A 24,849-nucleotide genomic window follows, 5' to 3' on the forward strand; every position below is an offset into this window, starting at 1 on the left:
TATTCTGTCCTTGAATCAGCCAGCCGGGCGTCTGCCGGACAAGCAATCTGATAGAAGTGGAAGCCGGTCCAATTCAATGGAAGGCTTACCAGCGAATCGGTGGAACAGACCAAAGGCGGTTTGGATGCGTATTATGTCAGTCAGCATTGAGAATTTCCGATGCCTAAACAAAGTCGAGATCGACTTTAACCAGATCACGACCTTTATCGGCCCTAATGGGGCGGGGAAAAGCTCGGTGCTTCGTGCGTTGGACTGGTTCTTCAATGGTGGAGTCATCGACGAGAAGGATGTCTGGTCGGGAAGTAACCAGCAGAGAGTACGAGTAAGAGTCACCTTCGACACCTTGAGCAACACAGATCGCGCCGTTCTAGGCGACAAGTATGCTTCAGCAAGAACTGAGACGTTTACGGCTTGGCGCACGTGGTCCAATGGCGAGGACAAGATGACCGGCAACGCCTTAACTTTCCCGCCTTTTGAGCGCGTCCGAATTGCTACTGGAGCTGGCCCCAAGAAAGAAGCCTGGCAGAAGATTCTCGAAGACCACCCAGACCAGGATTTACCCAAGTGGACGTCCGCGGCCAAAATTGAAGCCGCCATGGATGAGTGGGAACACACTCACCCTGAATATCTCGAAGAGTCTGAATCAGGTGGCCGTCATCTATTTGGATTCAATGGGCAAAACGTCCTCTCTGGAATCTTTGATTTCGTGCTGGTCACTGCTGATCTTCGTGCAAACGAGGAGAGCCAAGATACCAGGGGAACGATTATTAGTCGAATACTCGAAAAGACGGTTGATCGAGCAGCTGCCGACGAAGCGTATTCCGACCTTGCCGAGGAGGTGGCGAAGCGCCGTAAGGCCATCTCCAAAGAGTACCTAAACTCCCAACTTGAGACGCTCGGTGCTGACCTCAGCAGTGAAATCGAGGCGTTCACCTCCGGTCGCAAGATCCAATTATCGGCGGAAGAGCCTGAACTCAAACCTCAAATGTCGAAAATCCGGGTGACCGTCAAAGACCAGTTGACTCAAACCGACGTCGACAGGCAAGGACATGGATTCCAACGCGCTCTATTGATCTCCAGCTTGAAAATGCTTGCAAGCAAGTCCGCCAGCGAAGAATCAGAGAGTGTTATCTGCCTAGCCGTTGAGGAGCCAGAGCTCTTCCAGCATCCCACCCAAGCTCGTGCGTTTTCCAGCGTTCTGCGGACGCTTGCGAGCGATCTCGGCAACGGTCTGCAGATCACCTACGCGACGCATTCACCCTATTTTGTGGACGCACGGTACTTCGATGAGATTCGGCGAGTTCGGCGAAGTATCGCTACCCCAAGTCAGCACGCTGAGGTCACGATCTCACATGCAAGGCTGACTGTAGTTGCATCTAGATTGACGAGTTACGTCGACCCGAAAGTCGTGACCGCTCGGTGGGACATGGTTTGTAATCAACACCTATCCGAAGCACTCTTTGCCGATGCCGTAATGCTGGTCGAGGGTGATGACGACAAGGCGGTGTTCGAAGGCATTGCTGCGCGTTCTAAGCACCTTTCCGCAGATGGCATTGCTGTCGCAGCGGCGCAAGGAAAAGGGCATCTGTACATCCCCCATGCAATCCTGAGTGAACTTAATATTCCGACGTTGGTGGTATTCGACAATGATTCGGGCTGCGAAGCTCGGATGGCCGAGAAGAAGAAGCATGAGTCGGATCCCGACAAGATCAAAGAGAACTCAAAGGCCATCAATCATGCTGTGCGCAACCATGTCAAAAACAACCATGCTCTCCAACGCTACTTCAACCTGGACGAGCTCGATTACCCGATTGGAGCGCTGTCGCGGGAATTGCATGCTGTCGACGACACACTCGAGACAATCATAAATAGTGATTGGCCAGGCTGGAGCGATACCCTTCAGGAATTAGTTAAGAGCGGCCAGGGCGTAGGCAACAAGAATGCTGCAACATACGCACTTGCTTCAACACGCTGCGAGGAAGAACCTCGTGGCCAGATAGCGTTGCCGATCGAGAGCATCAGAAGCTTAGTTCGCACCACCATCGGGTGATAGCAGTTCTTACATTGACTACTTTACGGGCAATGGAACCGACACGGTCATATCGTCGGCGAAGGTCCGCCCGCGTCCATAAAGCGTCGGATTGAGATTAGTGCTTGGTGCAGCTTCGAGCGACTCGCATAACGTTCAGAATTCGGTCGATTGGACGAGCGTTTGAAAGGTGCTCGATCGCACGTCTTTTGGGAGCCCAAATCTTTAAATTGCTCGTTCAGCAATAGGTGCGTTTGAAAGTAGTAATTACACACGTTTGATGAACGGAGCAAGCCATGGCACTAGTCGCCATCTCTCGATGAACCCATTCCCGGTCCGGCTGCGCGTACACGCTCTCGTGCTCACTCCGACCCGGGAACAGCTTCGCGTAGACCGGCTCGTCCTCGAGCTCGGCCACCTCGTCCCAGCCGATCGCCGCCGCCTCCGCGGCGTCCAGCACGGCAGTGATACTCTTGTCCGACATGCCCTGCGACGACGCTATTGCTCGGCCCGATAAGCCATCCGCGCGTAGCTGCAGAATCAGATTCGCTCTGATCTTCCGCACCATTCCATTGCGCCTTCCGCCGCGTGCCCAATGCACGCGGTGGAAGGAGCGTAAGCAGGGTGGCTCCCGAACACACTATTACCGCTGCCTCCACTACCGCTACCGGGCGAAGAGCGCACTGGCTCTCAGGTCCGCTACCGATGGACCCCAGCGAGGCGAATATTGACTTCACTACTACTATCGCAAACACGCAGAGGGCAAGCGCCACAACGCTGCCGTCATCTGCCTAGCACGCCGCAACGTCATTTTCGCGATGCTCCGCGACGGCAACTGCTACCAGCCACCGACCCCCGCGCCGGCTGACCTCGCAGCTTGACTCGGCACATAGGGCCGCCGATCTGGGGCCGCCCGACGCTCCGTGAGCAGCTCGCTGAGCAGGACCGTGGCGTAAGACAACAGGTAGTCTCCGCTGGCCAGGCACGACAAGAAGCTCCCGGCAATCACACCCTGGAATTCCGAATACGATGGATACATGACCATCGCAACAGACCTCCCCATGGCGACCAGACGCTCGTCCGACCTGAGCAAGCGCTCGGCAGAGGTCTTCACGGAGGCCGAGGACCACCCCGTCACTGCGACGCGCCACGACGGCGAGTCGCTGGTCCTAATGTCGCAGCGCGAGGCCGAGGGCCGCGCTCGCCTGCTGGACTTCGCCGCGCAGCTCATCACCGTCACCCTCGACGACAGCGGCACGCTCGCCGAGCGCATGTCCAAGGCCTTCCCCTGGATGCTCACACTCTCGCCGATCGGGAGTCCTGCGCCCGGGACCTCGTCGACGCCGCGCGCGTCGTTCTCCACCGACCAGCCGCACCTGGCGATCGCTGAGCTGACGAGTTGGAAGTAGACGGCCACGGCGGTCGCTGCCGGACTCGGCCGGTCCGACCTCGAATGGCTCGACGAAGACGAGACCGTGGAGGGTCCCTGACCGTGGCAACAGCCAAGAAGGGCGAGCTGGCACCTAGACCCCACAACATCGAGCGGTTCGCCAACCAAACACTTCAGCTGTTGAGAGACCTGGATTCGCGACAATAGGGTGGATCGACTCCACAACACTAAAGTCGGTCGAGAACCTTCAACGAGACTTCCGCCCGCTACCAGCGTGTCTCCATCTAGGTGCTGCAAATTCTGCCATTCTCAAACCATGAACGCATCAATCGACGACCCTCCTTTGATTTCTCGCGAAGCATGGGAGACCCTTTCCCGGTCACACATCGAGTTTCAGACTGGAACTTCCCAGAATTATGACGAAGTCCTGCACGAAGTCCACGATTGGATAGAGACCAGCTCAAGCATCGGCAAGGCTGATATCGGGGCGCTGCTCTTCTGGAAACGACTTCGCGCAGACACTCGGTGGGTTCGCGAACTCATGATCATGCCTGACGACGAAGTCCGAGGTCATACTCATAATGCTGTAACTTCGGTCAATGACGAAGCGTTGACTGTGCCTGAAGCCGCTTCTACTGGCCGATCGCACCTGAGCTACCTGCCTGGCTTCAAGACTGGAGATGCGTTGGCATCTGCACTTCTATTAGCCGCGGCACCTCATCGGATGGCTGTCTACGATAGACGTGCTCAGATAGGGCTGGAAACACTTGGCTTGTCGCTGTCACCAGCACCGGGGAGATACGGGCGATACATAGACCTTGTCGAGAGCATTCGGTCAGACGCTACCTTCTACGGATCATCATGGTCTGCCCGCGACGTCGACGTCGCGCTGTTCTGGCTCGGTGGCAGTAACAACAGATCAAACCCACCGAAAACCAGCTAAGACACAGCCGGGGCTGTTCAGCCAGAAGTAGTACGAACTAACAATCTTCGATCCTCAACGCGGCACGTCGACTACGAGGGAGCGCCCCGGCTCCATGCACAATCGTCACAGTCCCGTTCTAGTCGAGCTGAAGAACGGAGTCTTTCGTTTTTCTGGACCGAGTCTCTCTAATCGCATGCTGTCCGCAAGCAAATGGGGAACCGAACTGTGTACGCGGCATCTTCAGGGCGCGCCTCGTCATTCGAGTCAGCGGGGTCCGAAACCAATGAGTTATAGTTCACTACTCGTCATCGCCGCAAGGCAATCGCGCCGCGGCCAGGAAAAGGCTGCGCTCCTTCCATCTCCCGGACACAAGCGGGAATCAACGAGAACGGCATTCTTCGCATAGAACGAAACTGGTGAGGATCCGTGGACTGGCGCTAGCTCCACCTAGTGGTAACGGTCCGATTGAAGTATGTGTCAACTACCAAGAAGATTGGGACCTGATTTATAAGACCCAGCGATCCACGTAAAGTGCTCGGTGGAGTCCAGCGACACTCGGCTTGGTCGACGAACTTGAAAAACTCAGATTAGCGGCAGGAAGTAGCCAAGGAACAACATCGCGCTCGATACAATGGTGAATATGTTGTCTGAGCATGGAACGTATTTTGAAGCAAATGGGGCCAAAGCAGAGTTTGCCGATGCTTTGGCTGCTTGAGTGCCCATCGCACACGATTCCCTCGTTCAGACTGCGAGCAACTACAACCGGACGACAACGTACAAGGAGCTCACTGAGGCTGTCCAGTTGCGCTCAGGGATTCGCACCAAGATGCTGATCGGGAATTGGAGCGGAAAGCTCCTCGAGCAGGTGGCAGAACGTGCAGCCGCCGTAGGTGAACCGCCGCTGAGCTCCTTGTGCGTCCACCAGAACGGGACCATCGGCGCGGGATACAGACAGGCACCGAAGTCCGTCTCCAGCGATCCCAGCACTGATGTCGATGATCTCGCGGCCCAGCACCGGTTGCTTTGCTACCAGCGATACTCCGTTGACCTTCCTGCCGACGGAGGAGCCCCGACTCTGACTCCCAGAGTCGTCGAATCACGGGCTCGTCGCGCGAAAGGCGGCGAGAAGCAACGCTCCATATGCCCGGAACACTTCATGGAATTGTCTGCAACTGGGTCTTGCGCCGAGTGCGAATAGGGGCTCCTTTTGTACTTCGCGGTGACGATGGACAGGCGTCTTAAAATTCCCAGTTCCTGGGCGTAATAGCGCGAGGCCGACTTACGAGATGCAGATTATGGTCGGTGACCGATGTTCCAAGTTCGTCTCGCTGAAGTGGTGTCTATGAGACGCCATGATCGGTATTTTGGCGGACATAGTTCGCTGGTGGACCGATCATCAGCATTGAGGCATTGACAGTGTACTTAGGGCAAGATGCCTACACACGATAGTATTGATCCATCACGACCGGTTCCGCCTACTTCGGTAGGTCCAGGGCCGGTCCTCATTATTCTTCGGCGGTGTTCTTCGGGGTAATGATCAACGGGGTGTCCGTTTCCCCTTTTTAGCCCCGCCTAGTTGTATTAACCATGGAGGTTAGTGACACACGGCGTGGCAGCGTGACATGAAGTAGACCCCCGGGCGAGGTGGAGCTTGTCTAAAAGCCCATCTATCCGGAACTCTACATGTCCTATTCTAGCGCCGTACTCGCATCCAAAGGTCGCCTGCTCCTGGCCAAATGCATCATCGATGATGGGTGGCCACTGCGACGTGCTGCCGAACGTTTCCAAGAGTCTGTCACGACTGCTTCCCGTTGGACGTCCAGATACCGCCACGAGGGTTCGGCAACGATGCAGGGCTTCCAACAGCCAGGCGCGTCACTAACCTATCGGGTCAACACCTAGCCGCGAAGAGTGACGCCGCGGCGCTGCGCCATGCAGCCGACGCGTGGGCAGATGATCAACGCCTCACGCAGGGACTAGAATCCCTCGCTGGGTACATCGAAACTGTCGGTCCAAATGGCACAAGAGCGTGGCACTGTACTTGGAACGTGATCGTGTGTCGCTTTTCAGCGAGCCGTTGATATCGATCGCAAATTTCTAGACCATTTCCTGAATTTCAGGAGCACTCGTTGCCCAGCCATTGCGGTCAGACTTCGTCAGTCGGATTTGGACATGAGAATCTCCGGATCAAACCATTCGTGAGCAAATTCGCTCTCACCTTTAAGCCCTCGTTCGAGACACAAGCGGGCGATGGCCGCACCGAACTCTTTCGCACGGATATTAAGAGCCACGTCGCAGTCTATGAGTCTGGTTTCAATCTCATTCGTTGTCAGTACGGCTGTTCGAACTGATTCCAGTTCGATGAGTTCGGTGTATAGCTTCTGGGAGCGTGCCGCCATCGACAACAGTGTTCCTCCGTGAACAATCAGATCGTACGACTTCCGATCGCTGATTCGTCGTGAGAAGTCTTCAGCGAATGACCATGAATTCGGGTCAGGAGAGACAGTGAGCACGTCAGGCTCCAACCCTCTCACTGTGCACCAATTGACGAATGAGCTGATGAGCATCTGAGACCACGAATACTTGTCCAGAGGTTCGAATGCGATGAGGAACGGTGATGTAACTGCACGCTGCTGTTCCAGTCCGTCGAGCGCCTCCGTCAGCATCTTCCAGTAGTCGATCTCGATCAGGCCGGCCAATCGACTGGTCGGCAGCCCTTCAATTCGACCGGCCGTAAATACTGTTGACCCATTATCTAGATTCTCGCGAAGAGGGCCATCGTTCAGACACGCATCGACAACAATCACTGCAGCGAACTGCGTCCACTGACGCGGATCTTTCGCATCGGAAATGATCGTCAGGTCATAACCATATTGTCCCAACTCGTCCGCGACCGACATCGCAAACGCCATGTAGAACTCCATCCCGAGCACCCGCCTGGGAATGTAGATTCCGACGTTGAGGCTCGACCCGCTGCGAAGCGACTGCGCAGGTCGGTTCGGCGAGTAACCCAACTCGGCTGCACCCTCGAGAACCTTGGCACGCGTAGCCTCGGCAACTCTCCCCCGACGTCGCAACGCATCGGACACCGTTGTCACGGACAATCCGACGTGAGCAGCGAGATCATGCAGCGTGGGCGACGGTCGTTTCATACGGGAACAGTACCAGCCCGAATGAAAGGGACCGGGTCGAGGGTTCATTGCCCATTTAGTCGATTACGGAGGCCCGACCCCTTGACACGGAACCAACGAATATGGCTACACTCTTTCAATGCCGGAACGTTCCGGCAAGACGCAATCCAACGTTTCGAAGGTTGTTGTTCATGTCAAAGAAGACAGATACTACTCGAACAGTCAGAGCAATCATTGCGATTTCCGCCGTCCTCATACTATTTCCTCCCCTACACTGGATCTTCGGCCACGGCTGGTGGTCATTGGCCTACATCGTCGGCAGTTCCACACTCGTCGCGGCAATGATTCTCGCACTCAACAGGATTACGCTCACTGCCGAGGGAGGCGACTGAGCATGTGGATCACATTCGGCATGATTGCTGCCTTCTTCATCTTCGTCATCATCGTCATGGAACGCTCCACTGCCAAGAACGCTTCCTTCTCCGACTACGCGACCGGCGGCCGGTCGTTCAACTCCGTCTACGGAACGGCCGCGTTCATCAACACCTGGCTGCCTGGAACCGTGTTCATATCGTTCGCGGGACTTACCGCCGGCAGCGGAGTGACAGGGTTCTATCTGGTCCAGTACAGCGTCTTCGCTGCCATCATCATGTTCCTGTTGGCCAAGCCAGCCTACCTCTGGGGCACACGGTACGATCTCCGCACCCAGGCTGACTTACTCGGTCTCCGCTACGGCTCGACAACAGTCCGCGTCATCGCAGCGATCATCGGGGTCATCGCATCGATCCCATGGGTCGTTCTGGGAATGCAGTCACTGGCGCTCATCTTCAGTTTCTCATCCGACGGGGCCATCGGACCCGTCTTTGCTGTCGTCCTCGGCGTCGTCGTCCTGACGATCCGACAAATCTGGACCGTGAAATTCGGTATGCGAGGAGTGATGATTTCGGATCTGATCCAGGGAATCGCTGCCTACTTGATCGGATTCCTCGTCATCTTCGGGCTTATTGTCTGGCTCATCGCCAACAACCATGGATTCGACCAAGTCGACCCGGCGCTCCTCATCCTGCCCGGGCCAGGAAGCGAGCTTGGTCCTCTCTATCTGTTTTCGCTGGTCCTCACCGGCGCATTGGGCGGCTGGTGCTGGCCGGACATCTTCGTCCGCCTCTTCACACAGAATGGTGTCAGCACCATCCGTCGCACCTCCGTCCAAGCAGTCCCGATCCTGCTCGTCTTCGCCACCGCACTCAACGTGCTGGCACTACTGGCATCATCAGTGCCAGAGGTCGCCGCGGCACCGGACACTGTGTGGTTCGTCCTGGCCTCATTCGGAGGCCCATTGCTCCTCGGCCTGGCCGGCATCTGCGTACTGTGCGGCTCCATGGGCAACGTCGGCGCGAACCTCCAGGCAATCGGAGCCATGACCGCCAATGACATCATCGGGCCGATGAAGAAGCAAGAGATTCAGAACGCACGAATCGGCAAGATTTCTGTCGCAGCTGTCACGATCATTTCGTCTCTCGGAGCGCTGGCAACGGCTACGACTACGTCAGGTCTGGTGCTGTGGGCACAAGTCTCATATCAAGGAATCTGCCAACTCGCACCGACGCTGTTCCTCGGCATCTTTTGGAGACGAACGACTGCGCTCAGCGCCGTCCTAGGAATGGTCCTTGGATTCGGCACCGCCGCAGTCGTGCAGATCTTCTACCCCATTTCGGTTCCGTGGCTGGGCGGAATGACCTCAGGCATAGCGGGGCTGATCATCAACACTGCCGTTATGGTGGCCGTCAGCCTGCTCCTGCCCAATAGCGCAAAAGAACAGACCCGAGTCGACAACCTCTTTGCCGAACTCAACCAGAAGCAGAAGGACGAGAAGCAAGCATCATGACAAACGCAGAACACCCGACTACGCGCAACACCGGCTACATTTGGCACGAAAGATTCGGATGGCACGACACTTCTACACACGTCGGCTTCCTCTCCGCGGGCGGCTTGCTCCAACCTCTCGAGCACTTCGAAAGCTCGGCATCTAAAACGCGAATGGCAGGCCTCATTGAAGTCAGCGGACTTCGAGCGAGTCTGACCGATCTGGACTTCACTCCTGCTACCAAAGAGCAGATCCTGTCAGTCCATTCGGAGGACTACGTCGACAAGATCATCGAGCAGAGCGATTCTCGAGGAGGTGACGCCGGCGATGGCACCTCTCCCTTCGGACCCGGCAGCTACGAAATCGCTCAGATGGCAGCCGGTGCAACGACCTCGGCGCTGCTCAACGTACTCGACGGCACTGTCGACAACTCCTATGCACTCGTTCGACCCCCGGGCCACCACGCTGAACCCGACCAGGGCCGCGGATTCTGCATCTTCTCGAACGTCAGCATCGCGATCAACGAAGCAAGACGCCAAGAGAAGGCAGAACGAATCGCCATCGTCGACATCGACGTCCACCATGGGAACGGAGCGCAGAAGGTCTACTGGGACGATCCCGAGGTGCTGACGATCTCTGTCCACCAAGACCGCCTGTTCCCGCTTGACTCCGGAATGCTAGAGGAGACTGGCGGCGACGGAGGCAACAGAACGACTATCAATCTCCCGCTGCCAGCCGGATGCGGCAATGGCGCGTACGTCGCCACCATTGAGGAGAACGTCGTCCCTGCTCTTGAAGCGTTTCAACCCGAAGTGATCATCGTCAGCTGCGGCTTCGACGCTTCGATGGCCGATCCATTGGGCCGAATGTGTGTCACGGCTGCGGGTTATGCGGAGATGACGCGAACCCTCATGTCTGCGGCAGATTCGCTGTGCGATGGAAAGCTTGTCTTCTCGCATGAGGGAGGCTACTCACCCGCCTATGTCCCGTTCTGCGGGCTTGCGGTGATCGAAAGTCTTGCTGGCATTGCCGAACTCACTCCCGACCCGTTCGTCTGGGCATTCGACGAGTACCCCGTGCACGAGGTTACGCATGATCAACGCGAGGCCATCGATCGTGGGCACAAAGTGGTGACGAGGGCAATAGACGCTTCAAACTGATGTCCTCCCTTGAGATACGAGCGTTTGTCTAGCGAACACGGCCTCTCTTCCTCGCCTTTCCTTCAGCTCTAGGCGATTTGCACTTAGTCCAGACCGTGCAATTTTCGTTCTACAAATTTCGACCTGCGACAAGGTCTCGGCGTGGAGGTAGTTCACCCAGTAGTGCACGTGTCAAAAGGACTCGCGCGACTTGTCTTAGCAGTGGAAGTTTCCTCGATCGAAAGTCTTCTGTGGTATCGCCAGAAAAGAGACCAGCGCTGAGAAGCCCCGGGGTAGTTTCACCTCCGTGCAATTTTCCGGCATGCACAGTCTTAGAGCGGGAACGATATAGAGCATCCAGTTCATTCGCGGCGTCTTCACTCAGCACTTCACGTAGAGCGGAGCGAAAACCGTAGGCAATGTTCTGTTGCCCGTTACATTCGGGGCACCGCTGGTGCTTGTAGAGCATGCTAGCAATCGTCTCAATACTCGATGTATAAGCGACCACTGCCAACGACGGGTGCCTCTCCTCCGCATACTTGGCTTCTAGGAAGACGTCGACTGCTGCAGACAGGGAAGTACTATTCTGAAGTGCGGCCCAAGCCGCATCCAGCCAGTCCGGAACAACATGGTCACTCCAATGCGGGTCATTGCCAAGATCGTCTATTGGCTCTCGATGCCAAGCGCGTCTCTCTCGACCTTGTCGTTGCCCCCAGGTCAATGGTGCGGCGGGCTCACCTACTTCGTAGACTTGTTCCCAGCAAAGCGAAAGCAATCCGCATAAGCTACGCAATGTACGCGCCGCAACACCTGATGCATCTTCTCTCCAAGCATATCCAGCACTCGACCCACGGACCCGTATTGGAATGGACTGCCGTACTCCCCAAGTGCTACCGAAAATGCTACCCGTCGGTAGTGGCGAAAACGGGTCCTTGAAGATAAGGTCAAGAGGCTCCAGGCATAAATTACCAATGATTGTGTTTTCACTGAGCCGTTCTGCGGGTGATGCCAGTGATCGCGGAGTTTGCACCAATACTGCGGTCCAAGAGTGCTCCAATCTCTCCCCGCCAATGCGCTCTGAAACGCCACTGATTGTGCTTCTCAGCGTTTCGAGTATGACCTTCTCAGGTTCCGAGCGAGCTACAACCCGAACTTCCACTGGCTCGCTGCGATGAGATATAAGAATGCTCACGCCCATATTCAAGCGCACGACTACCCAAGCCGAGTCCGAGTTGTATTCCCACCCCATGAAAGCGAAGTCCGGGTCGAGATCGGTTAGAACCTCGCCGAACAAGACCAGCCACTCATCGCCCTCCACAGCAAAATCGATGTCGATCTCGCCGATAGTTTTCTGCCACCTGTAATCGTCCATAGCGTCATGTTCCCAGAAAGCAGCCGGGGGCCGCCCCCGATACTTTCGAGAATCGTAGTCGCAACTTTCTAAAGACGGCGAAGGAGCTGGCGCAACTGCTGACTCCGTAAAGCTCCGACCAGCCGCCAGGAGACGCTTCAAAAGGGAACCAAGACAGCCATGGCCTTGCCCATGAAGCGCGCAAAATCATCCCGATCTAGGACAATCGACAATGGCCAAACCCCAGGCTATGAGTAACCTGAGTTCAGCCCATTGTCTGCCATGCCTCCGAGTAGATGGTGGAAAGGTTTGTGTTTGTGTCTTGGGAGCGGCCTCTCGGCGCGAGAGACTTCGCCGGCTGGATCGGCGAGGAATCGATACGCATTTTGGAAACCCACACACTGTTGGGTGTTGCTAGGCGCTGGGCGTGCTGCCAAGCGGCCTCACAGGCCCGGTCGGCAACCCACTGCCGCCCGGCATGACCCGAGTGTCCAACAACTACTTGACCAATCTACATCCCATAGCCTGTGACAGCTCCGCGCCATCTCGACGCGGCACCTGTCGTCGGCTCGTTCCTAGGTAGGCGGTATTGGTGCTCATCGGTTTGGTCCGCGACCGCAACGACACTGTCGACGCGTCGCGCCAGCATGCTCTCCTCGATCCCTTGTGCGATGGCGTCTTCGAAGAGCGAGCCAATCGCAGACTCGTCATCGACAATCGCCCAGCACTCTGCGCTGCGCTCGACGCCATAGGACACAACGGTGCCCTTGTCATAGAGCACGTCAGCGCACTTGGCACGAAGCACGCCACCTCACACATCGTTCTGGCCCGCCTCCACGACCGCGGCGTGAGGCTGAGCATCCTCACCGGGTATGCCAGTAGTGCTCCCCTGCGCGAGACGGTCGAGTACGGTCGAGCGCTCGACTGCTCGCGACGCTTGCTACGCAGACTCTCCATCCAGGAGGGCCAGCGTAAGGCACGCGCCCGGGGCACACTGATCGGGCGACCGAGCGTGGTCGATGACGAGACTCGGTCGCACATCCTGGAGCTCCGGTTGCGTGGTGAGTCCATCCGGGCAACTGCCACGGCTGTCGGTGTGTCCGCCAGCACCGTCGCTAACGTCGCTTAGGTGAGACCAGCTAATGCCAAGTCGCTACCAACAGACCCTTGACAAGGCACTGATGAAGGCCGGAGCGGGGTGGGCTCGAAAGGGGCGAGGGGATGGGCTATAGGGACGAACACATTGCGATCCGGGGCGGTAAATCTAGGGTTCGCATGTGGTGACCGAATTCCGCGAGTTCTGCCAACTCGCCGATCGAGGACCGGCGCAAGCACCTCGACTACATCCAGTCGATGGTCACGAGGCGGTCCGCTGCATCCTCCTCGGCGAAGGAATGGCTGCTGCCCACCGTCACGGTGACGTTCTGGTTCGCGCTCAGGCAGGAATCGTCGCCGCTCGCGGTCCACTCCCAGGAAGCACTCAAAGACCATATCGTTGCCTATATCGACGCCCTCATGCTGAACCTCAGTTCGAGTGTGGTCAAGATCCCTGAGGGAGGGTGGCGGTAACCTGCCATCACGATTTCGCAGATGGCGTGGGGGCAAAAGCAGAACCCCGGCCGTGTGATCTGCTCTACGAGGAGAGCTACAGGGACGGTTCCGGGGTGTTCAACATCTATACTACATGGCAACGTCGGTCGAGTGGGTCAGCACAGCGCGGGGTGACCAGGGCTGCGTCGAGGCCCATGGCCGCGGCCGATCTGAAGCACGCTCCAAAGTTCGTGGTGGTTGCAATGTGCTGGGCACACGCTGGGCAGGAACGTTGCCGTTGGCCATAGCCAACACGCATTCTCGTTGCATGCATTCCCGTGAACTCCAAGTGGCTGCGGCTGTTGCAAACGCGCGAGCTTAGACTATGGTGACGTCGTCAGTAACAGCAAACGCGAGCGAGACCCCGGCTAGGCTGAGGCTATGATTTCTCGCTACCACCTCAAGTGCACCGGTTGCGAGGAAGTTTTTATCGCGCGGCTGGGTGTAGAACCGACCGTCCGGACGCGCTTCTATCTCCCTTGTCCGCATTGCCGATTGCCGATCCGAGGCTCCATGTCGGGCACTGAACTTGAAAACCACCGAATCAGCATCGAGTGCGATGTGATGAACGGCTCCGATTTAGAGCTTCCCGGCGCACGCGTCGTGACCATCAACCCGTTCGTGCCGTCACTCTACGAAGCCGATTCCTTCGCTCCGACCGGTGCCTTTCCAACGCTGACCCTCGTTCAGGTCCTCGGCAAGGACGTCTTCACCAAGTTCGAGTCCGAACGGCATACTGCGCTCGAGGCAGGCGGGGCCATGTGGCCCAACGTCCGCATGCTGTTTCAGTACTACCTTCAAGGCAACACCCAGATGTTTTCTCGCATCGCGAAACAGAAATTCGGCCTTGCTTGGAACCCGAGTGCGAGCCATCAGCGGACAAGTGTCGCCTACCAGGCCCTGGGAACGGCGACCACATTGATCACGGGGAGGACTGGTACTTCCAGCGAGACAGTGATCGGTCGTTTCTCGCGGAAGCACACCGCGGCGATGAACCGGCACAGGGACCACCTTCTGGCCTTTCGGCGTCGGGGTCAAGCGGCGGCCGCGCTAGAGCGGGATCTCTTCACTGAGCTCAACCGTTTCGTCGAGCAGCACGAGTCCTGGGAGATGGGGCTTCTCGGAAGGTCCGTCGGGCCCGACGAGAAAGTTGCCTTCGACAAATTGGTTCTGTACCGCGACGAGTTCTCGACAGTGAGGGACCTGTACCAGCATGGATTCGAGGTCGCGTGCAAGTGCCTCTGGCCGCTCGTTGCGGCTCAGAACACCGTGAAGCGAGGCAGCCCCGACAACTTCGGCGACGATCACCCCAACATCGTGCCCGCGAAGTTCCGCCCCGCGAGCCTTGAGAAGTACGACAGGCTGTCAGCTGCACGCAAGATCGCGTACGTTACCCAGGTTCCGGGCTGGGAATCATTCGCGGGTCTTCTCAATAGCCGCCGCCGCAATACGATCGGCCACGCGACCGCACATCACGACCTGCAGACTGGGCGTGTAGTCAGCGACGATGATCACTCCGGTATGACGTACCTCGAGTTTCTGAGCGAGACTTTCGGCGTCTTCGAAGCACTTTCGACACTGGCCCAGGTATTCAGAGCCAGCCGCGTCGCTTCGTCCCCGGACTTCGGTCTTTCGGACTGATCATTTTCCTAGGCCACGCCACTTGCGTGACGCAAGCCCGAGTCGTGCGGGAAGGGCCTTTTCCTGAATAGACATGGTCATCGAACTGACGCCGGTAATCGACGGTCTCCACCCTCGCGCAACCCTCCACCCATGCGTCGAATGCAGAGAGAGTAGGTCTGCGCCGCCGACGTCTCGACGGCCTTGGTCGCCTTCTCGTCGAGAGTGCCATCGCGGTACTCAACCTCGGCAAACAGGGTGTGCTCGATCGCGTTGCGCAGGACGACCAGGGCGTCGGCGACCAAGAGGACGACCTTGCCCGCGATCGGCGACATGCAGACCACGACAGTCTGACTGTGGGTGATCATCGCCACCTCTCGCAACTAGATGATTCCTTCCGGCAGCCTCTGATAGTCGAAGAGGAGGTTGGCGACTTCTCCGATGAGCTCGTCGGCATGCGCGAGCGTCGCCGCCACGGCCAGATGGTGGTCGGACAACCATGCATAGCTCGAACTCAACCTCGGTCCTCCTGATCGGGCCTTATGTGGAGTCCACACTCCGCCGGCCCGCACGGAGACCAACGCAAGCTGGGAGCAATCAGCCCGATCTCTTGGTCTGGATTCTGACCGGATCGGCGGCGACCACGAGGACCGCATGCTGATGGTCGAGAAGTACTCCTGATTGCTCGACTTCCGACGAAACCGTGCGTCGGCCGGTCTCTGAGCGGTCAGGACGAAGATTTATCACGGGTCGAGAGCAGAGCCGCGACTTGACCACAAGAGAACGGAGCCGACCGAGGCGGCAGCCTGTGCTCAACGTAGCAACGCACGTCACTCGGGTAGTAGACAGAGCCCCGGTCGCCGTGCGCGTAGGCCTTCATGATCATGTACTCGTGGAAGTCGGCCATACGGTCGCCGAAGATGCCGATGTGCTGATGCTCGGAATGGCCGAGTTCGCTGTCGGGCGTGGGGAGCAGGCTGGCATCCATGTCTCTATTCTTCCGAACGATCGGTGTCCGGGCACCTCCCACCCTGCGTCTTGGATCCCGACGGCCGCCGCTTAAGGCAAACAATATTGAGGCAAGGTGAGGCTGTCTGAGTCTTATCGAGCGGCGAGCTGGTGAAATGCCTGCGGATCTATCGGCCGACGCTCGCGGTTGTGTTTAGCCCGGACTCGTCCTCTTAAGGATCTGTGGTGATACGACGCCCGAAGAGACAGTGTCAGGTGCGGGCTGCCGAACTATTCCTCGTCCTCTGGGGAGAGCCTGAAGACGAAGTCGCCATACAGCTTAGGATCCGAGTACGGCATGACTGCCCAGTGCAGATCCTCGGCGGAATCGATCATCGCGCCGTTTATCGCGTCCTGCTGGCGAGTGTGGTTCTGGATCAGGTGCATCTGCACCACCTTGGCTGTTTGCCGGATAGCGTTCGCGATCTCATCTCCAGTGATGGTGAGCGGACTGGCGATGCTCTCGCCGTTCCGGTCCACGTACGGGCCAGCTTGCTTGTCGAGATTGCGCTGCTTCGCGGTGGAAGTGAAAGTCTCAAGGTCCGGGCGCTCGTAGCACTCCATACTGCGCTCCAAGCTCCAGAACCCTGCGAGACCCGAGGCGAACTGCTCAGCGACCTGCAGATTCTCCGCATGAGGCAGGCGGGTCGAGCTCAGGCCTTCGGGCACGTCGATGTCCCCGGCCACCGTAGGTCGGGCAGCAACATCTCCCGTTTGTGCAGCAGTCCCTGACGCATACGTGCGTTCACAGCGGAGTCGTCAAAAGTAGGCTTGAGCCCCTACGAGTGAATCCGTCGCCGTCGTCGCCGCGCCAGTGTTGCCGGATCGGCCACGCCTCGGAGCTATGTACCTTTACGCCCGATGGCAAAGCGCTACTTAGTGGCGTAGAACGCCACCGCTGAGCTCGACGCAACGTTCAGCGAGTCCACCCCGCCCATCATCGGGATCGTCACCTTTCGATCGAGCAATTCCTCTGTCCGCGGTGAGAGCCCGTGTCCCTCGGTGCCGAACACGAGCGCAAGATTCCGGTGGTCCTCGGCCACGAGCTCGTCAAGCGTGATCGACCCCGCCCCCAACGTCATCCCCGCCACGACGTATCCAGCCTCTTTGAGCTGATCGATGTCACTCGGCCAGTGAACGATGCGGGTCCACGGCACTTGGAAGACCGTACCCATCGACACGCGGATAGACCTGCGGTAGAGCGGATCCGCGCATGTCGGTGTCACCAGGACAACATCGACCCCCATCGCTGCGGCAGAGCGAAAACACGCGCCAACATTGGTATGGTCGACCAAACCGTCCAGGATCGCGATCCGCGAGCGATGATGCGATCCGTTGGCCTGCGAGGACGGCTCTCGATTCTTGGAGTACCCCACGTTTGTATGATCGACGACGTCTTCGATGACGACGATGCGACGGGCTTTGGCCACGAGCTGGCCGACATCGGCCATCTCCGGGCGATGCATGGCCGCCAGAGCACCTCGGTGCAGGTGGAAGCCGGTGAGGGCTTCGACTGCGGCATCGGTGCCGATGAAGATCGGAGCATCGTTGGCGGCGATGAGGTCGGCCAAGTCGAAGAGCCATTTGGGGCTCGTCAGGTATGACCGGGCAACCATGCCTGCGGCGTGGGCGCGGCGAATGATCTTCGAGGACTCGGCGATGAAGAGCCCTTCGGCTGGTTCACGGATGCTGCGAAGAGCCACATCCGTCAGCTGAGTGTAGTCATACAGGTCGGTGGCAGAGACACCTCCGTCGGCGCTGCCCTGCTCGCCGTTGACCGTCTCCGCGTCGAAGAAATGCAGTCGCTCGGCAGTGATCCCAAGGTCGGCGGCACGGTCGATGATCTGCTGCCTTGTCAGTGGTGCCTTGGCCGGAGTGTTCATGCGATCACAGTGTGAGGATGCGCCAGATGGCGACGAGGCCGAGGATGACGATGACGGTGCGCAGCAGCACAGGTGAGAACCTGCGTCCGACACGGGCTCCGAAGTAGCCGCCGATGAGCGAGCCGATCGCGATGCAGATCACGGCGATCCAGTTGATCCGGTCGTGACCGACGATGATGTAGGTGCTCGCCGAGACCGTGTTGACGACGAGGACCAGAACGTTCTTCAGTCCGTTGAGACGCTGCAGGTCATCGGGCAGGATCAGCCCGAGCAGAGCGATGAGGATGATTCCCTGGGCTGCGGCGAAGTAGCCGCCGTAGATCGCGGTGAGGAAGACGACGAGCAGGACCAGGATGTAGCGACCGCTGGAGAGCTTATCGCCGACTGAGGCCGCCACATGCTCTCTGCCTGCCCTTTCAGCACGACGAACCGCTCGGCTCTTCAGATGACGCGAGAGCGCCGGCTGGGCCACGACCATGACGAGGGCGATCACCAGGAGCACCGGGACGATCGTCTCGAAAGCATCTTCTGGCAGGTGGAGCAGCAGATAGGCACCGGTCAGCGAGCCCAAGATGGAAGCCGGCACGAAGCCGAGGATCCGTCGCCATTGGCCCTTCAGCTCCTCTCGATAGCCGAAGGACGACGCAATGTTGCCGGGGATCAGTCCGACAGCATTGCTCATCGTCGACACGACCGGCGGCACACCGAAGGCCACGAGAACCGGGAAGGTGATGAGGGTACCGGAACCGACAACGGCGTTGATGCCGCCAGCACCGATTCCGGCGAGGACGATCAGCGCAATCTGCCACAGTTCCATTCCGAGGACTGGGTCCATGCTCAGTAAGGGGATCGGGCGTGGAACCGCTGCCCGTCGCGGGTGAGCTTCACATCGATGCCGAAGGTCGCCGACAGATTGTCGGCGGTCAGGGTCTCATCGATAGGACCGGCGGCAAGATCAGTTCCCTCGGCCAGCAGCAGCACGTGTGTGATGCCCACCGGGATCTCCTCGACATGGTGCGTGACCATGATCGTCGCCGGAGCCCACTTCGAGGACAGGATCTCTGTCAACGCGGCCAGCAGCTCTTCGCGTCCTCCCAGGTCGAGTCCGGAGGCAGGCTCGTCGAGCAGCAGCAGCTCCGGGTCGGTCATGAGCGAGCGGGCGATCTGCACGCGTTTGCGCTCGCCCTCGGACAGGGTGCCGAAGGTGCGATCGGCCAGATGCGAGATGTTGAACGCCGCGAGGAGGTCCTTGGCCCGTTCGATGTCGGTGGTCTCATATTCCTCTACCCAGCGACCGGTGACGCCATAGGCGGCGGTCAGCACGGTGTCGAGGACGGCTTCGGACAGAGGAATGCGGTTGGCCAGGGCCGTCGAGGAATAGCCGATGCGCGGGCGCAGTTCGAAGACGTCGACGCGCCCGAGGCGCTCCTGAAGGATTCCGACCGAACCTGTCGTCGGGTGCATTCGTCCTGCGGCCAGTTCCAACAGAGTCGTCTTCCCGGCGCCGTTGGGCCCGAGAACGGCCCAATGCTCACCTTCGGAGACGGTCAGGGAAAAATCTTGGAGGAGGAAATTCTCTCCTCGGCGCACGGAAACAGAATCCAAAGTCAGGACATCACTCATATCAGCCAACTCTATCGCAGGCTCGGCGTCTATTCTGGTTCGACATGGACTTGACTACCGACTCACTGCTGCTGACCCTGGCGATGAACCATCGCCTGCACTCCAGCCTCGCCCCTGACGAGGTCAGTGCCGCATTCCTCGACGACGATCGTGATGTCCCTCTCATCGTCGCCGACGAGGTCTTCGGCAGCTCGCCGCCGACGGGTCTTCTGCTCTTCACCGCCGAGGCTGGCGCCGCTGGAATCACACATGCCCGGCTCGCACTGCACCACCCTTCGCTGCCGCATACGACTCCGCCGGTGGACAAGGCCGATCGGCTCAAGGTCGGTCGGCATACGGCGCCGATCGTCCTCCACTCCGGCTCCCACCAAGTTGCGGTGGTCCTCGTGGGCGCCGAGGCGAACGTCGAGGTCATCACCTGCCGTGACACAGTCTTTCATCCGGTCACCGTGGCTACCCCCGCCGAGGCGCTGCGCCGACTCCGGCTCCTTGTGATGGAGGGACTGAGCCTCATCGAGTCGATCGAGGTTCCCGCCGACTGGCGAGAGGGGCCGTGGCGGGACTGGCAGGAGGAGCTGAGCCTGAGCCATCCGATCTCGAGGCTCATCCCCTCGGTCGCCGACGCTCGAGCCATCTATGCCGCCCTCGACATCCATGAGCGGATGCGCACAGTGCTGGCTCCGGCCACGGTCGCACCTCCCGCCTTCGGTGATCTGCTCTCACGTCTCCACCCCGCGGCCGCCGACTACATCATGGCGGTCGCTACGATGAAGGGGTGAATGACTCAGACTCCGCAACCCCGATGCCAGGCAACGCCATCCAGCTCCTCGTCATGGACGTCGATTCGACGTTCATCAATGAGGAGGTCATCGACCTCATCGCCGTCCATGCCGAGGTGGGCGCCCAGGTTGCCGACATCACGGAACGTGCCATGGCGGGCCAGTTGGACTTCGCCGCATCGCTGGCCGAGCGAGTGGCCCTGCTCAAAGGCCTGCCGGTCTCCGTCCTCCACGAGGTGCGGGCACAGATCACGCTGACCGAAGGTGCCCGTGAACTTGTCGCGGCTGTTCAGTCGGGCGGCGGCGTCGTTGCCCTGGTCTCCGGTGGCTTCACCCCGATCATCGCTCCGGTCGCGGAGACGATGGGCATCACCGAGGTCTACGCCAATGGTCTCGACTCCGACGACGGACTGCTGACCGGCGTCACGAGCGGTCGTGTCATCGATCCGAGTGCGAAGGCGGAGATCTTCGCGCAGCTGTCATCGAAGTACGGATGTGATCGGGCCCGAACAGTGGCCATCGGCGACGGTGCCAATGACATCGGCATGATCCAGGCCGCGGGTCTGGGTGTCGCCTTCTGTGCGAAGCCGGCACTTGTCGCCGCCGCCGACGCTTCGGTGACGAATCGTGATCTGCGTGAGGTGCTCACCCTCATCGAGGCACGCGCACAGGGGTGAACGTCACCGCGGGTGAATGGAACTCAGGCGCCTGAAACTCGTTCAGACGCCTGGTTGCGTGTCAGCGGCAGGGCTCAGGCCCCGAGGAAGACCCTGAGTTCGGGTGCGGGATAGTTCCCGGGTTCGACGTCCCAGCTCTCAAGGACGAACACTGCAAGAGAGGAAGGACGGAACGCGTCCGGGACTCCGGTGGCAGGGTTCAGGTGGCCGACCACCTCGGCGACGGTGGGCTGATGGCCCACGATATAGGCGCACTGGGAATCGGACGGGATCGAATTGATCGCGTCGATCCAATCGTCGACTCCCCCGTTGTAGAGGGACTCGTCCTGGCGCAGTTCGAGGCCTGCACCGGTCTCAGGTTCCCCGTTGTGCCGGTTGACGGCTTCGACCACGGCCTGCCCTGTCTGGACGGTGCGCCTGGCCGCCGAGGCGATGGCCACGTCAGGTGACCAGCGCTCGGCGATCTCGGCTCCGGCTTCGACGGCTTGAGCAAGACCTTTGGCGTTTAACGAGCGTTCGAAGTCCGTCGGTCCCTCGGCTTCGGCCTTCGCATGGCGGGCGAGAATGAGCACAGGCATCGTCGTGTTCTCCGGATCAGTGTGGGTCTCGGGTGGTCCGGTTCAAGCGCCGGTCGAGTGGAATCCGCCGTCGACGTGGACCATCTCGCCGGTTGTGGCGGGGAACCAGTCCGAGAGGAGGGCGACGATCGCTTTGCCTGCCGGAGTGGTGTCCTTCTGGTCCCAGCCCAGCGGCGCACGGTCGCCCCACATGTCTTCGAGGGTCCCGAATCCGGGGATCGAGGTGGCCGCGGTTGTCTTCAGCGGTCCGGCCGAGACGAGATTGACGCGGACACCGTCCTCGCCGACGTACTTCGCGAGGTAGCGAGCAGTGGACTCGAAGGCGGCCTTGGCCACACCCATCCAGTCGTAGACCGGCCAGGAGATGGTGGCGTCGAAGGTCAGCCCGACGACACCGGCACCCTTGTTGAGCACGGGCTTCGCGGCCACGGTGATGGCCTTGAGCGAGAACGCCGAGACATGGATCGCTGCGGACACGGAGTCCCAGGGGGTGTCGAGGAACACGCCGCCGAGTGCGTCTTTGGGGGCAAACGCGATGGCGTGGACGATGCCGTCGATGTTGCCCTCGAGGCGCTCAGGCAGTGCTGCCAGGTCATCGTCGTTGGTGGCATCGAGTTCGATGACCTTCGGGGTCTCGGGCAGTCGCTCGGCGATCACTTGGGTGATCTTCATCTGGCGGCCGAAGCTGGAGAGGATGACTTCGGCACCCTGCTCCTGGGCGATGCGGGCGGCTGCGAAGGCGATGGATGCCTCGGTCAGAACGCCGGTGACGAGGATGCGCTTTCCGTCAAGAATTCCCATTGTGGTCCTTTCGAAATGTTCAAACGTGGTTGAAGTCGTTGCGATCGACGCCGTAGGAGCCGGCGTCCTTGATGTGAAGTCTAGATGTTGACGGGGCTCAGTGCCCCATCCCCAGTCCGCCGTCGACGGGAATGACGGCGCCGGAGATGTATGCGGCTTCGTCTGAGGACACCCAGCGCACGACCTTCGCGACCTCGCTCGCCTCGGCGAATCGCTTGGCGGGGATCGTAGCGAGGTATTCCTTCTGCTGTTTCTCGGGCAGCTCATCCGTCATGTCGGTGCGGATGAAGCCCGGTGCGACGACGTTGGCGGTGATGCCGCGCGAACCCAGTTCACGGGTGACCGAGCGGGCGAGACCGACGAGGCCGGCCTTCGACGCCGAGTAGTTCGCCTGACCGGGGACCCCGTAGAGTCCCGACACGGACGAAATGAGCACAATGCGGCCCTTCTTCGCGCGAATCATTCCGGTGATGGCACGTTTGACGGTGCGGAAGGTGCCGGTGAGATTGGTGTCGACGACGGCCTCGAACTCCTCGTCACTCATCCGCATGAGCAGATTGTCGCGGGTGATGCCGGCGTTCGCCACGACCACCTCGACTGGGCCCAGCTTCTCCTCGATCTGCGCGAACGCCGCGTCGAGGGAGGCAGTATCGGTGACGTCCGCGGACACGGCCAGAGCACCTTCCGGTGCGTCTCCGTTGCGGGAGGTGACGGCGACCGTGTCGCCCTGGGCGAGGAATTCCTCGGCGATGGTGCGGCCGATTCCGCGGTTTCCTCCGGTCACGAGGACTATGCGTGGTTCTGACACGAATCTCTCCTGTTGGTGGACAATACAGATTGATCAGCGTTTGAGATCAAACTTACCGTCACTAACCTATCGCGAACCGGCAGGCGTCGATACGACTCACACAAACGAAGAGTATGATTTTGTAGCAGTAATCGAACGAAGAAGGCTATGTCCAAGCACCCCCAGCAGATCACCACGGCAGACGCCGCCCTTGATGACGACATGAAGTCGCGGATCATCAAATACTCGATCACCATGGCGATTCGCACGCTCTGCTTCGTGGCGGCCTATCTCATGTTCCGGGCAGATCTGACCGTGTTGATGTGGGTCTGCGTGGCCGGTGCCGTGCTCCTCCCCTATCCGGCTGTGATCTTCGCCAATGCCGGGCGTGAGCGCACCACCAATGACGATTCGGCGCTGCTGGACAACGCGCCGATGCCCGAGCTGCCACCGGCAACTGGTGAGACCATCGCCGGGGAGACGATCGCCGGGGAATCCGACGACTCCGCGCCGGACGATGGTGAAACCTCGGCAGACCCGACTCGAGGTGATGAAGCATGACCGAGACGCTCCAGTGCTCGGCGAAGGGATGTCGGGCGGAAGCCACCCGCGCAATTCTGTGGAACAATCCCCGCCTGCACATGCCCAAACGCCGCAAGACCTGGCTGGCCTGTGACGAACATCTCGACTATCTGCGAGAGTTCCTGACTATGCGCAGCTTCTATCAAAGCGACGTTGCCGTCGATGACATCCCGGAGGACGCCGGTTGATGTCACGCTATTCCTTCCTCTTCAGCGCACGGTGGCTGAAATACATCGCCATGACCGTCATCATCGTCATTGCCTGCATCTTCCTGGCACTGTGGCAGAAGGACCGACAGGATCAACGGCAGTACGAGATCGCTACGATCAACGCGAACTATTCGTCAGCACCGGTCGACATCACGAGCATCCTGGATTCCACTTCGGCGAAGCTCGATGAGTCCGATGAATGGCGACAGGTGTCGCTGACCGGACACTTCCGGACGTCCGATACCGTGTTTGCGCGCAACCGCACGGTCAATGACAAGGTCGGCTACTACGTCGTCGTTCCGTTCGAACTCACCTCCGGAGACACGATCGCAATCGTCAGGGGATGGATCGCGGAACCCGATCAGGTCCCGCCGACGCCCACCGGGGAGCAGACCATCGCTGCCCGTCTCCAACCGGCCCAGGACGGCTCCGAGGACAATAATCCGGATGGGCTGATCAAGGCCATCGATCCCGCCCGGATCCCCGGTATGGACTCGGCATACGAATACGTCTACGCGGAGACCGTCCACACCGGCGGCGGCCTGCCCGGCGAATCTGGGCTGACGCCTCTGCCTGCACCGGATCTCGACCCGGGCAACCACCTGTCCTACATGCTTCAGTGGTTTACCTTCGGCATCATGATCATCATCGCCGTGTCGATCTCTGCCAGACGAGAACGCAGAGCCGACGCCGAGGCGGCTGAGAGATCCACCGGCGACGTCGAATACGTCGTCGTGGACAAGGAGGCACTGGGAGCGGGAGCGAAGATCTCCCAGCCGGGCAACCGCTATGGCCGCAACCGGTTGAGATCACCGGGCGTGCACGGCCGTGACGAGGCCGAAGAGGACGAATTCATCGAGGACCGGTTCAGGCACTCCTGAAC

The 24,849-nt window shown here is 59.4% G+C and carries 25 protein-coding genes and 5 pseudogenes; 16 read left to right on the plus strand and 14 right to left on the minus strand.

Going from position 1 to position 24,849, the window contains the following annotated elements:
• Positions 1-133: 133 nt before the first annotated feature.
• The gene (locus tag ACE03M_RS06420; protein WP_485933197.1) at positions 134-2,050 is read left to right on the plus strand and encodes an ATP-dependent nuclease; all 1,917 of its coding nucleotides are present in this window, start codon (positions 134-136) and stop codon (positions 2,048-2,050) included.
• A 286-nt stretch (positions 2,051-2,336) separates the two neighbouring features.
• Here ACE03M_RS06420 and ACE03M_RS06425 read toward each other — a convergent pair.
• Positions 2,337-2,597: pseudogene (locus tag ACE03M_RS06425) on the minus strand (IS21 family transposase); the annotation flags it as partial.
• Positions 2,598-2,766: 169 nt separating this feature from the next.
• Here ACE03M_RS06425 and ACE03M_RS06430 point away from each other — a divergent pair.
• The 4 genes and pseudogenes from ACE03M_RS06430 to ACE03M_RS06445 form a co-directional block, all read left to right on the plus strand.
• Positions 2,767-2,910, plus strand: a pseudogene (locus ACE03M_RS06430) (IS110 family transposase); the annotation flags it as partial.
• A gap of 156 nt (positions 2,911-3,066) precedes the next feature.
• The gene (locus tag ACE03M_RS06435; RefSeq protein WP_485933198.1) at positions 3,067-3,438 is read left to right on the plus strand and encodes a prevent-host-death protein; all 372 of its coding nucleotides are present in this window, start codon (positions 3,067-3,069) and stop codon (positions 3,436-3,438) included.
• A 297-nt stretch (positions 3,439-3,735) separates the two neighbouring features.
• Positions 3,736-4,362 (plus strand): hypothetical protein, encoded by a 627-nt coding sequence (locus ACE03M_RS06440; RefSeq protein WP_485933199.1) that lies wholly within the window; start codon positions 3,736-3,738, stop codon positions 4,360-4,362.
• A 1,665-nt stretch (positions 4,363-6,027) separates the two neighbouring features.
• Positions 6,028-6,195: pseudogene (locus ACE03M_RS06445) on the plus strand (helix-turn-helix domain-containing protein); the annotation flags it as partial.
• A 305-nt stretch (positions 6,196-6,500) separates the two neighbouring features.
• On the opposite strand, the gene ACE03M_RS06450 reads toward ACE03M_RS06445, so the two are convergent.
• Together ACE03M_RS06450 and ACE03M_RS06455 are read right to left on the minus strand one after the other, a co-directional pair.
• Positions 6,501-7,268 (minus strand): hypothetical protein, encoded by a 768-nt coding sequence (locus ACE03M_RS06450; protein WP_485933361.1) that lies wholly within the window; start codon positions 7,266-7,268, stop codon positions 6,501-6,503.
• An 84-nt stretch (positions 7,269-7,352) separates the two neighbouring features.
• Positions 7,353-7,544: pseudogene (locus tag ACE03M_RS06455) on the minus strand (LacI family DNA-binding transcriptional regulator); the annotation flags it as partial.
• Positions 7,545-7,666: 122 nt separating this feature from the next.
• Between ACE03M_RS06455 and ACE03M_RS06460 the strand changes: the two are divergent.
• The 5 genes from ACE03M_RS06460 to ACE03M_RS06480 all read left to right on the plus strand — a co-directional run bounded on the left by ACE03M_RS06460 (position 7,667) and on the right by ACE03M_RS06480 (position 13,398).
• Positions 7,667-7,867: a hypothetical protein gene (locus ACE03M_RS06460; protein ID WP_485933200.1), complete on the plus strand. Its 201-nt coding sequence runs from the start codon at positions 7,667-7,669 to the stop codon at positions 7,865-7,867.
• 2 nt (positions 7,868-7,869) lie between these two features.
• Entirely contained in the window at positions 7,870-9,360 is a 1,491-nt protein-coding gene (locus ACE03M_RS06465) for a sodium:solute symporter family protein (protein ID WP_485933201.1), read from the plus strand.
• Between the two features lie 152 nt (positions 9,361-9,512).
• Positions 9,513-10,499 carry a class II histone deacetylase gene (locus ACE03M_RS06470; protein ID WP_485933202.1) on the plus strand — a complete coding sequence of 329 codons (987 nt, stop codon included), beginning with the start codon at positions 9,513-9,515 and terminating at the stop codon, positions 10,497-10,499.
• A gap of 1,922 nt (positions 10,500-12,421) precedes the next feature.
• A complete protein-coding gene (locus tag ACE03M_RS06475) occupies positions 12,422-12,958 on the plus strand; it encodes a hypothetical protein (protein ID WP_485933203.1) in 537 nt (178 codons plus the stop codon).
• Positions 12,959-13,182: 224 nt separating this feature from the next.
• Positions 13,183-13,398, plus strand: coding sequence for a hypothetical protein (locus tag ACE03M_RS06480; RefSeq protein ID WP_485933204.1), 216 nt, complete (start codon positions 13,183-13,185; stop codon positions 13,396-13,398).
• A 121-nt stretch (positions 13,399-13,519) separates the two neighbouring features.
• On the opposite strand, the pseudogene ACE03M_RS06485 reads toward ACE03M_RS06480, so the two are convergent.
• Positions 13,520-13,612, minus strand: a pseudogene (locus ACE03M_RS06485) (TrmH family RNA methyltransferase); the annotation flags it as partial.
• 188 nt (positions 13,613-13,800) lie between these two features.
• Between ACE03M_RS06485 and ACE03M_RS06490 the strand changes: the two are divergent.
• Positions 13,801-15,060, plus strand: coding sequence for a hypothetical protein (locus tag ACE03M_RS06490; protein WP_485933205.1), 1,260 nt, complete (start codon positions 13,801-13,803; stop codon positions 15,058-15,060).
• Positions 15,061-15,137: 77 nt separating this feature from the next.
• Here ACE03M_RS06490 and ACE03M_RS06495 read toward each other — a convergent pair whose 3' ends face one another.
• The 7 genes from ACE03M_RS06495 to ACE03M_RS06525 form a co-directional block, all read right to left on the minus strand.
• Entirely contained in the window at positions 15,138-15,407 is a 270-nt protein-coding gene (locus ACE03M_RS06495) for a hypothetical protein (protein ID WP_485933206.1), read from the minus strand.
• Between the two features lie 15 nt (positions 15,408-15,422).
• The gene (locus ACE03M_RS06500) at positions 15,423-15,557 is read right to left on the minus strand and encodes a hypothetical protein (protein WP_485933208.1); all 135 of its coding nucleotides are present in this window, start codon (positions 15,555-15,557) and stop codon (positions 15,423-15,425) included.
• Between the two features lie 209 nt (positions 15,558-15,766).
• Positions 15,767-16,027 carry a hypothetical protein gene (locus ACE03M_RS06505; protein WP_485933209.1) on the minus strand — a complete coding sequence of 87 codons (261 nt, stop codon included), beginning with the start codon at positions 16,025-16,027 and terminating at the stop codon, positions 15,767-15,769.
• 251 nt (positions 16,028-16,278) lie between these two features.
• The gene (locus ACE03M_RS06510; RefSeq protein WP_485933210.1) at positions 16,279-16,611 is read right to left on the minus strand and encodes a hypothetical protein; all 333 of its coding nucleotides are present in this window, start codon (positions 16,609-16,611) and stop codon (positions 16,279-16,281) included.
• A gap of 308 nt (positions 16,612-16,919) precedes the next feature.
• Positions 16,920-17,930: a TrmH family RNA methyltransferase gene (locus ACE03M_RS06515; protein WP_485933211.1), complete on the minus strand. Its 1,011-nt coding sequence runs from the start codon at positions 17,928-17,930 to the stop codon at positions 16,920-16,922.
• 4 nt (positions 17,931-17,934) lie between these two features.
• Positions 17,935-18,747: a sulfite exporter TauE/SafE family protein gene (locus tag ACE03M_RS06520; protein WP_485933351.1), complete on the minus strand. Its 813-nt coding sequence runs from the start codon at positions 18,745-18,747 to the stop codon at positions 17,935-17,937.
• A gap of 20 nt (positions 18,748-18,767) precedes the next feature.
• Positions 18,768-19,553, minus strand: a complete 786-nt coding sequence (locus ACE03M_RS06525) for an ABC transporter ATP-binding protein (protein ID WP_485933212.1) — start codon at positions 19,551-19,553, stop codon at positions 18,768-18,770.
• Between the two features lie 44 nt (positions 19,554-19,597).
• On the opposite strand from ACE03M_RS06525, the gene ACE03M_RS06530 reads away from it, so the two are divergent.
• Together ACE03M_RS06530 and serB are read left to right on the plus strand one after the other, a co-directional pair.
• Positions 19,598-20,332, plus strand: a complete 735-nt coding sequence (locus tag ACE03M_RS06530; protein ID WP_485933214.1) for a hypothetical protein — start codon at positions 19,598-19,600, stop codon at positions 20,330-20,332.
• Entirely contained in the window at positions 20,329-21,009 is a 681-nt protein-coding gene (serB, locus tag ACE03M_RS06535; protein ID WP_485933215.1) for a phosphoserine phosphatase SerB, read from the plus strand. Before ACE03M_RS06530 ends, serB begins: the two co-directional genes overlap by 4 nt.
• A gap of 74 nt (positions 21,010-21,083) precedes the next feature.
• Here serB and ACE03M_RS06540 read toward each other — a convergent pair whose 3' ends face one another.
• From ACE03M_RS06540 to ACE03M_RS06550, 3 genes are all read right to left on the minus strand, one after another.
• The gene (locus tag ACE03M_RS06540) at positions 21,084-21,587 is read right to left on the minus strand and encodes a SixA phosphatase family protein (protein ID WP_143921726.1); all 504 of its coding nucleotides are present in this window, start codon (positions 21,585-21,587) and stop codon (positions 21,084-21,086) included.
• A gap of 42 nt (positions 21,588-21,629) precedes the next feature.
• Positions 21,630-22,388 (minus strand): enoyl-ACP reductase FabI, encoded by a 759-nt coding sequence (fabI, locus tag ACE03M_RS06545; RefSeq protein ID WP_143921727.1) that lies wholly within the window; start codon positions 22,386-22,388, stop codon positions 21,630-21,632.
• A gap of 97 nt (positions 22,389-22,485) precedes the next feature.
• Positions 22,486-23,196, minus strand: coding sequence for a beta-ketoacyl-ACP reductase (locus ACE03M_RS06550; protein ID WP_198396227.1), 711 nt, complete (start codon positions 23,194-23,196; stop codon positions 22,486-22,488).
• 147 nt (positions 23,197-23,343) lie between these two features.
• Here ACE03M_RS06550 and ACE03M_RS06555 point away from each other — a divergent pair, with 147 nt between their 5' ends.
• From ACE03M_RS06555 to ACE03M_RS06565, 3 genes are read left to right on the plus strand one after another with little or no spacing between them, the layout of a single operon-like run.
• Complete coding sequence (locus ACE03M_RS06555) at positions 23,344-23,736, plus strand: DUF3099 domain-containing protein (protein WP_485933216.1); 393 nt, start codon at positions 23,344-23,346, stop codon at positions 23,734-23,736.
• Entirely contained in the window at positions 23,733-23,945 is a 213-nt protein-coding gene (locus ACE03M_RS06560; RefSeq protein ID WP_143921730.1) for a hypothetical protein, read from the plus strand. The genes ACE03M_RS06555 and ACE03M_RS06560 overlap by 4 nt, the downstream gene beginning before the upstream one ends.
• Positions 23,945-24,847, plus strand: a complete 903-nt coding sequence (locus tag ACE03M_RS06565; RefSeq protein WP_485933217.1) for an SURF1 family cytochrome oxidase biogenesis protein — start codon at positions 23,945-23,947, stop codon at positions 24,845-24,847. The genes ACE03M_RS06560 and ACE03M_RS06565 overlap by 1 nt, the downstream gene beginning before the upstream one ends.
• Positions 24,848-24,849: the final 2 nt, after the last annotated feature.

The sequence above is a fragment of the Brevibacterium sp. AGC70 genome (assembly GCF_057334195.1).

What these genes read in the sequence shown, in the direction of transcription:
- ACE03M_RS06420 (WP_485933197.1), top strand. Translation starts at nt 134, where the DNA reads ATGTCAGTCAGCATTGAGAATTTCCGATGCCTAAACAAAGTCGAGATC.
- ACE03M_RS06435 (WP_485933198.1), top strand. Translation starts at nt 3,067, where the DNA reads ATGACCATCGCAACAGACCTCCCCATGGCGACCAGACGCTCGTCCGAC.
- ACE03M_RS06440 (WP_485933199.1), top strand. Translation starts at nt 3,736, where the DNA reads ATGAACGCATCAATCGACGACCCTCCTTTGATTTCTCGCGAAGCATGG.
- ACE03M_RS06450 (WP_485933361.1), bottom strand. Translation starts at nt 7,268, where the DNA reads ATGGAGTTCTACATGGCGTTTGCGATGTCGGTCGCGGACGAGTTGGGA.
- ACE03M_RS06460 (WP_485933200.1), top strand. Translation starts at nt 7,667, where the DNA reads ATGTCAAAGAAGACAGATACTACTCGAACAGTCAGAGCAATCATTGCG.
- ACE03M_RS06465 (WP_485933201.1), top strand. Translation starts at nt 7,870, where the DNA reads ATGTGGATCACATTCGGCATGATTGCTGCCTTCTTCATCTTCGTCATC.
- ACE03M_RS06470 (WP_485933202.1), top strand. Translation starts at nt 9,513, where the DNA reads ATGGCAGGCCTCATTGAAGTCAGCGGACTTCGAGCGAGTCTGACCGAT.
- ACE03M_RS06480 (WP_485933204.1), top strand. Translation starts at nt 13,183, where the DNA reads ATGGTCACGAGGCGGTCCGCTGCATCCTCCTCGGCGAAGGAATGGCTG.
- ACE03M_RS06490 (WP_485933205.1), top strand. Translation starts at nt 13,801, where the DNA reads ATGATTTCTCGCTACCACCTCAAGTGCACCGGTTGCGAGGAAGTTTTT.
- ACE03M_RS06495 (WP_485933206.1), bottom strand. Translation starts at nt 15,407, where the DNA reads ATGATCACCCACAGTCAGACTGTCGTGGTCTGCATGTCGCCGATCGCG.
- ACE03M_RS06505 (WP_485933209.1), bottom strand. Translation starts at nt 16,027, where the DNA reads ATGGATGCCAGCCTGCTCCCCACGCCCGACAGCGAACTCGGCCATTCC.
- ACE03M_RS06510 (WP_485933210.1), bottom strand. Translation starts at nt 16,611, where the DNA reads ATGGAGTGCTACGAGCGCCCGGACCTTGAGACTTTCACTTCCACCGCG.
- ACE03M_RS06515 (WP_485933211.1), bottom strand. Translation starts at nt 17,930, where the DNA reads ATGAACACTCCGGCCAAGGCACCACTGACAAGGCAGCAGATCATCGAC.
- ACE03M_RS06520 (WP_485933351.1), bottom strand. Translation starts at nt 18,747, where the DNA reads ATGGAACTGTGGCAGATTGCGCTGATCGTCCTCGCCGGAATCGGTGCT.
- ACE03M_RS06525 (WP_485933212.1), bottom strand. Translation starts at nt 19,553, where the DNA reads ATGAGTGATGTCCTGACTTTGGATTCTGTTTCCGTGCGCCGAGGAGAG.
- ACE03M_RS06530 (WP_485933214.1), top strand. Translation starts at nt 19,598, where the DNA reads ATGGACTTGACTACCGACTCACTGCTGCTGACCCTGGCGATGAACCAT.
- ACE03M_RS06540 (WP_143921726.1), bottom strand. Translation starts at nt 21,587, where the DNA reads ATGCCTGTGCTCATTCTCGCCCGCCATGCGAAGGCCGAAGCCGAGGGA.
- fabI (WP_143921727.1), bottom strand. Translation starts at nt 22,388, where the DNA reads ATGGGAATTCTTGACGGAAAGCGCATCCTCGTCACCGGCGTTCTGACC.
- ACE03M_RS06555 (WP_485933216.1), top strand. Translation starts at nt 23,344, where the DNA reads ATGTCCAAGCACCCCCAGCAGATCACCACGGCAGACGCCGCCCTTGAT.
- ACE03M_RS06560 (WP_143921730.1), top strand. Translation starts at nt 23,733, where the DNA reads ATGACCGAGACGCTCCAGTGCTCGGCGAAGGGATGTCGGGCGGAAGCC.
- ACE03M_RS06565 (WP_485933217.1), top strand. Translation starts at nt 23,945, where the DNA reads ATGTCACGCTATTCCTTCCTCTTCAGCGCACGGTGGCTGAAATACATC.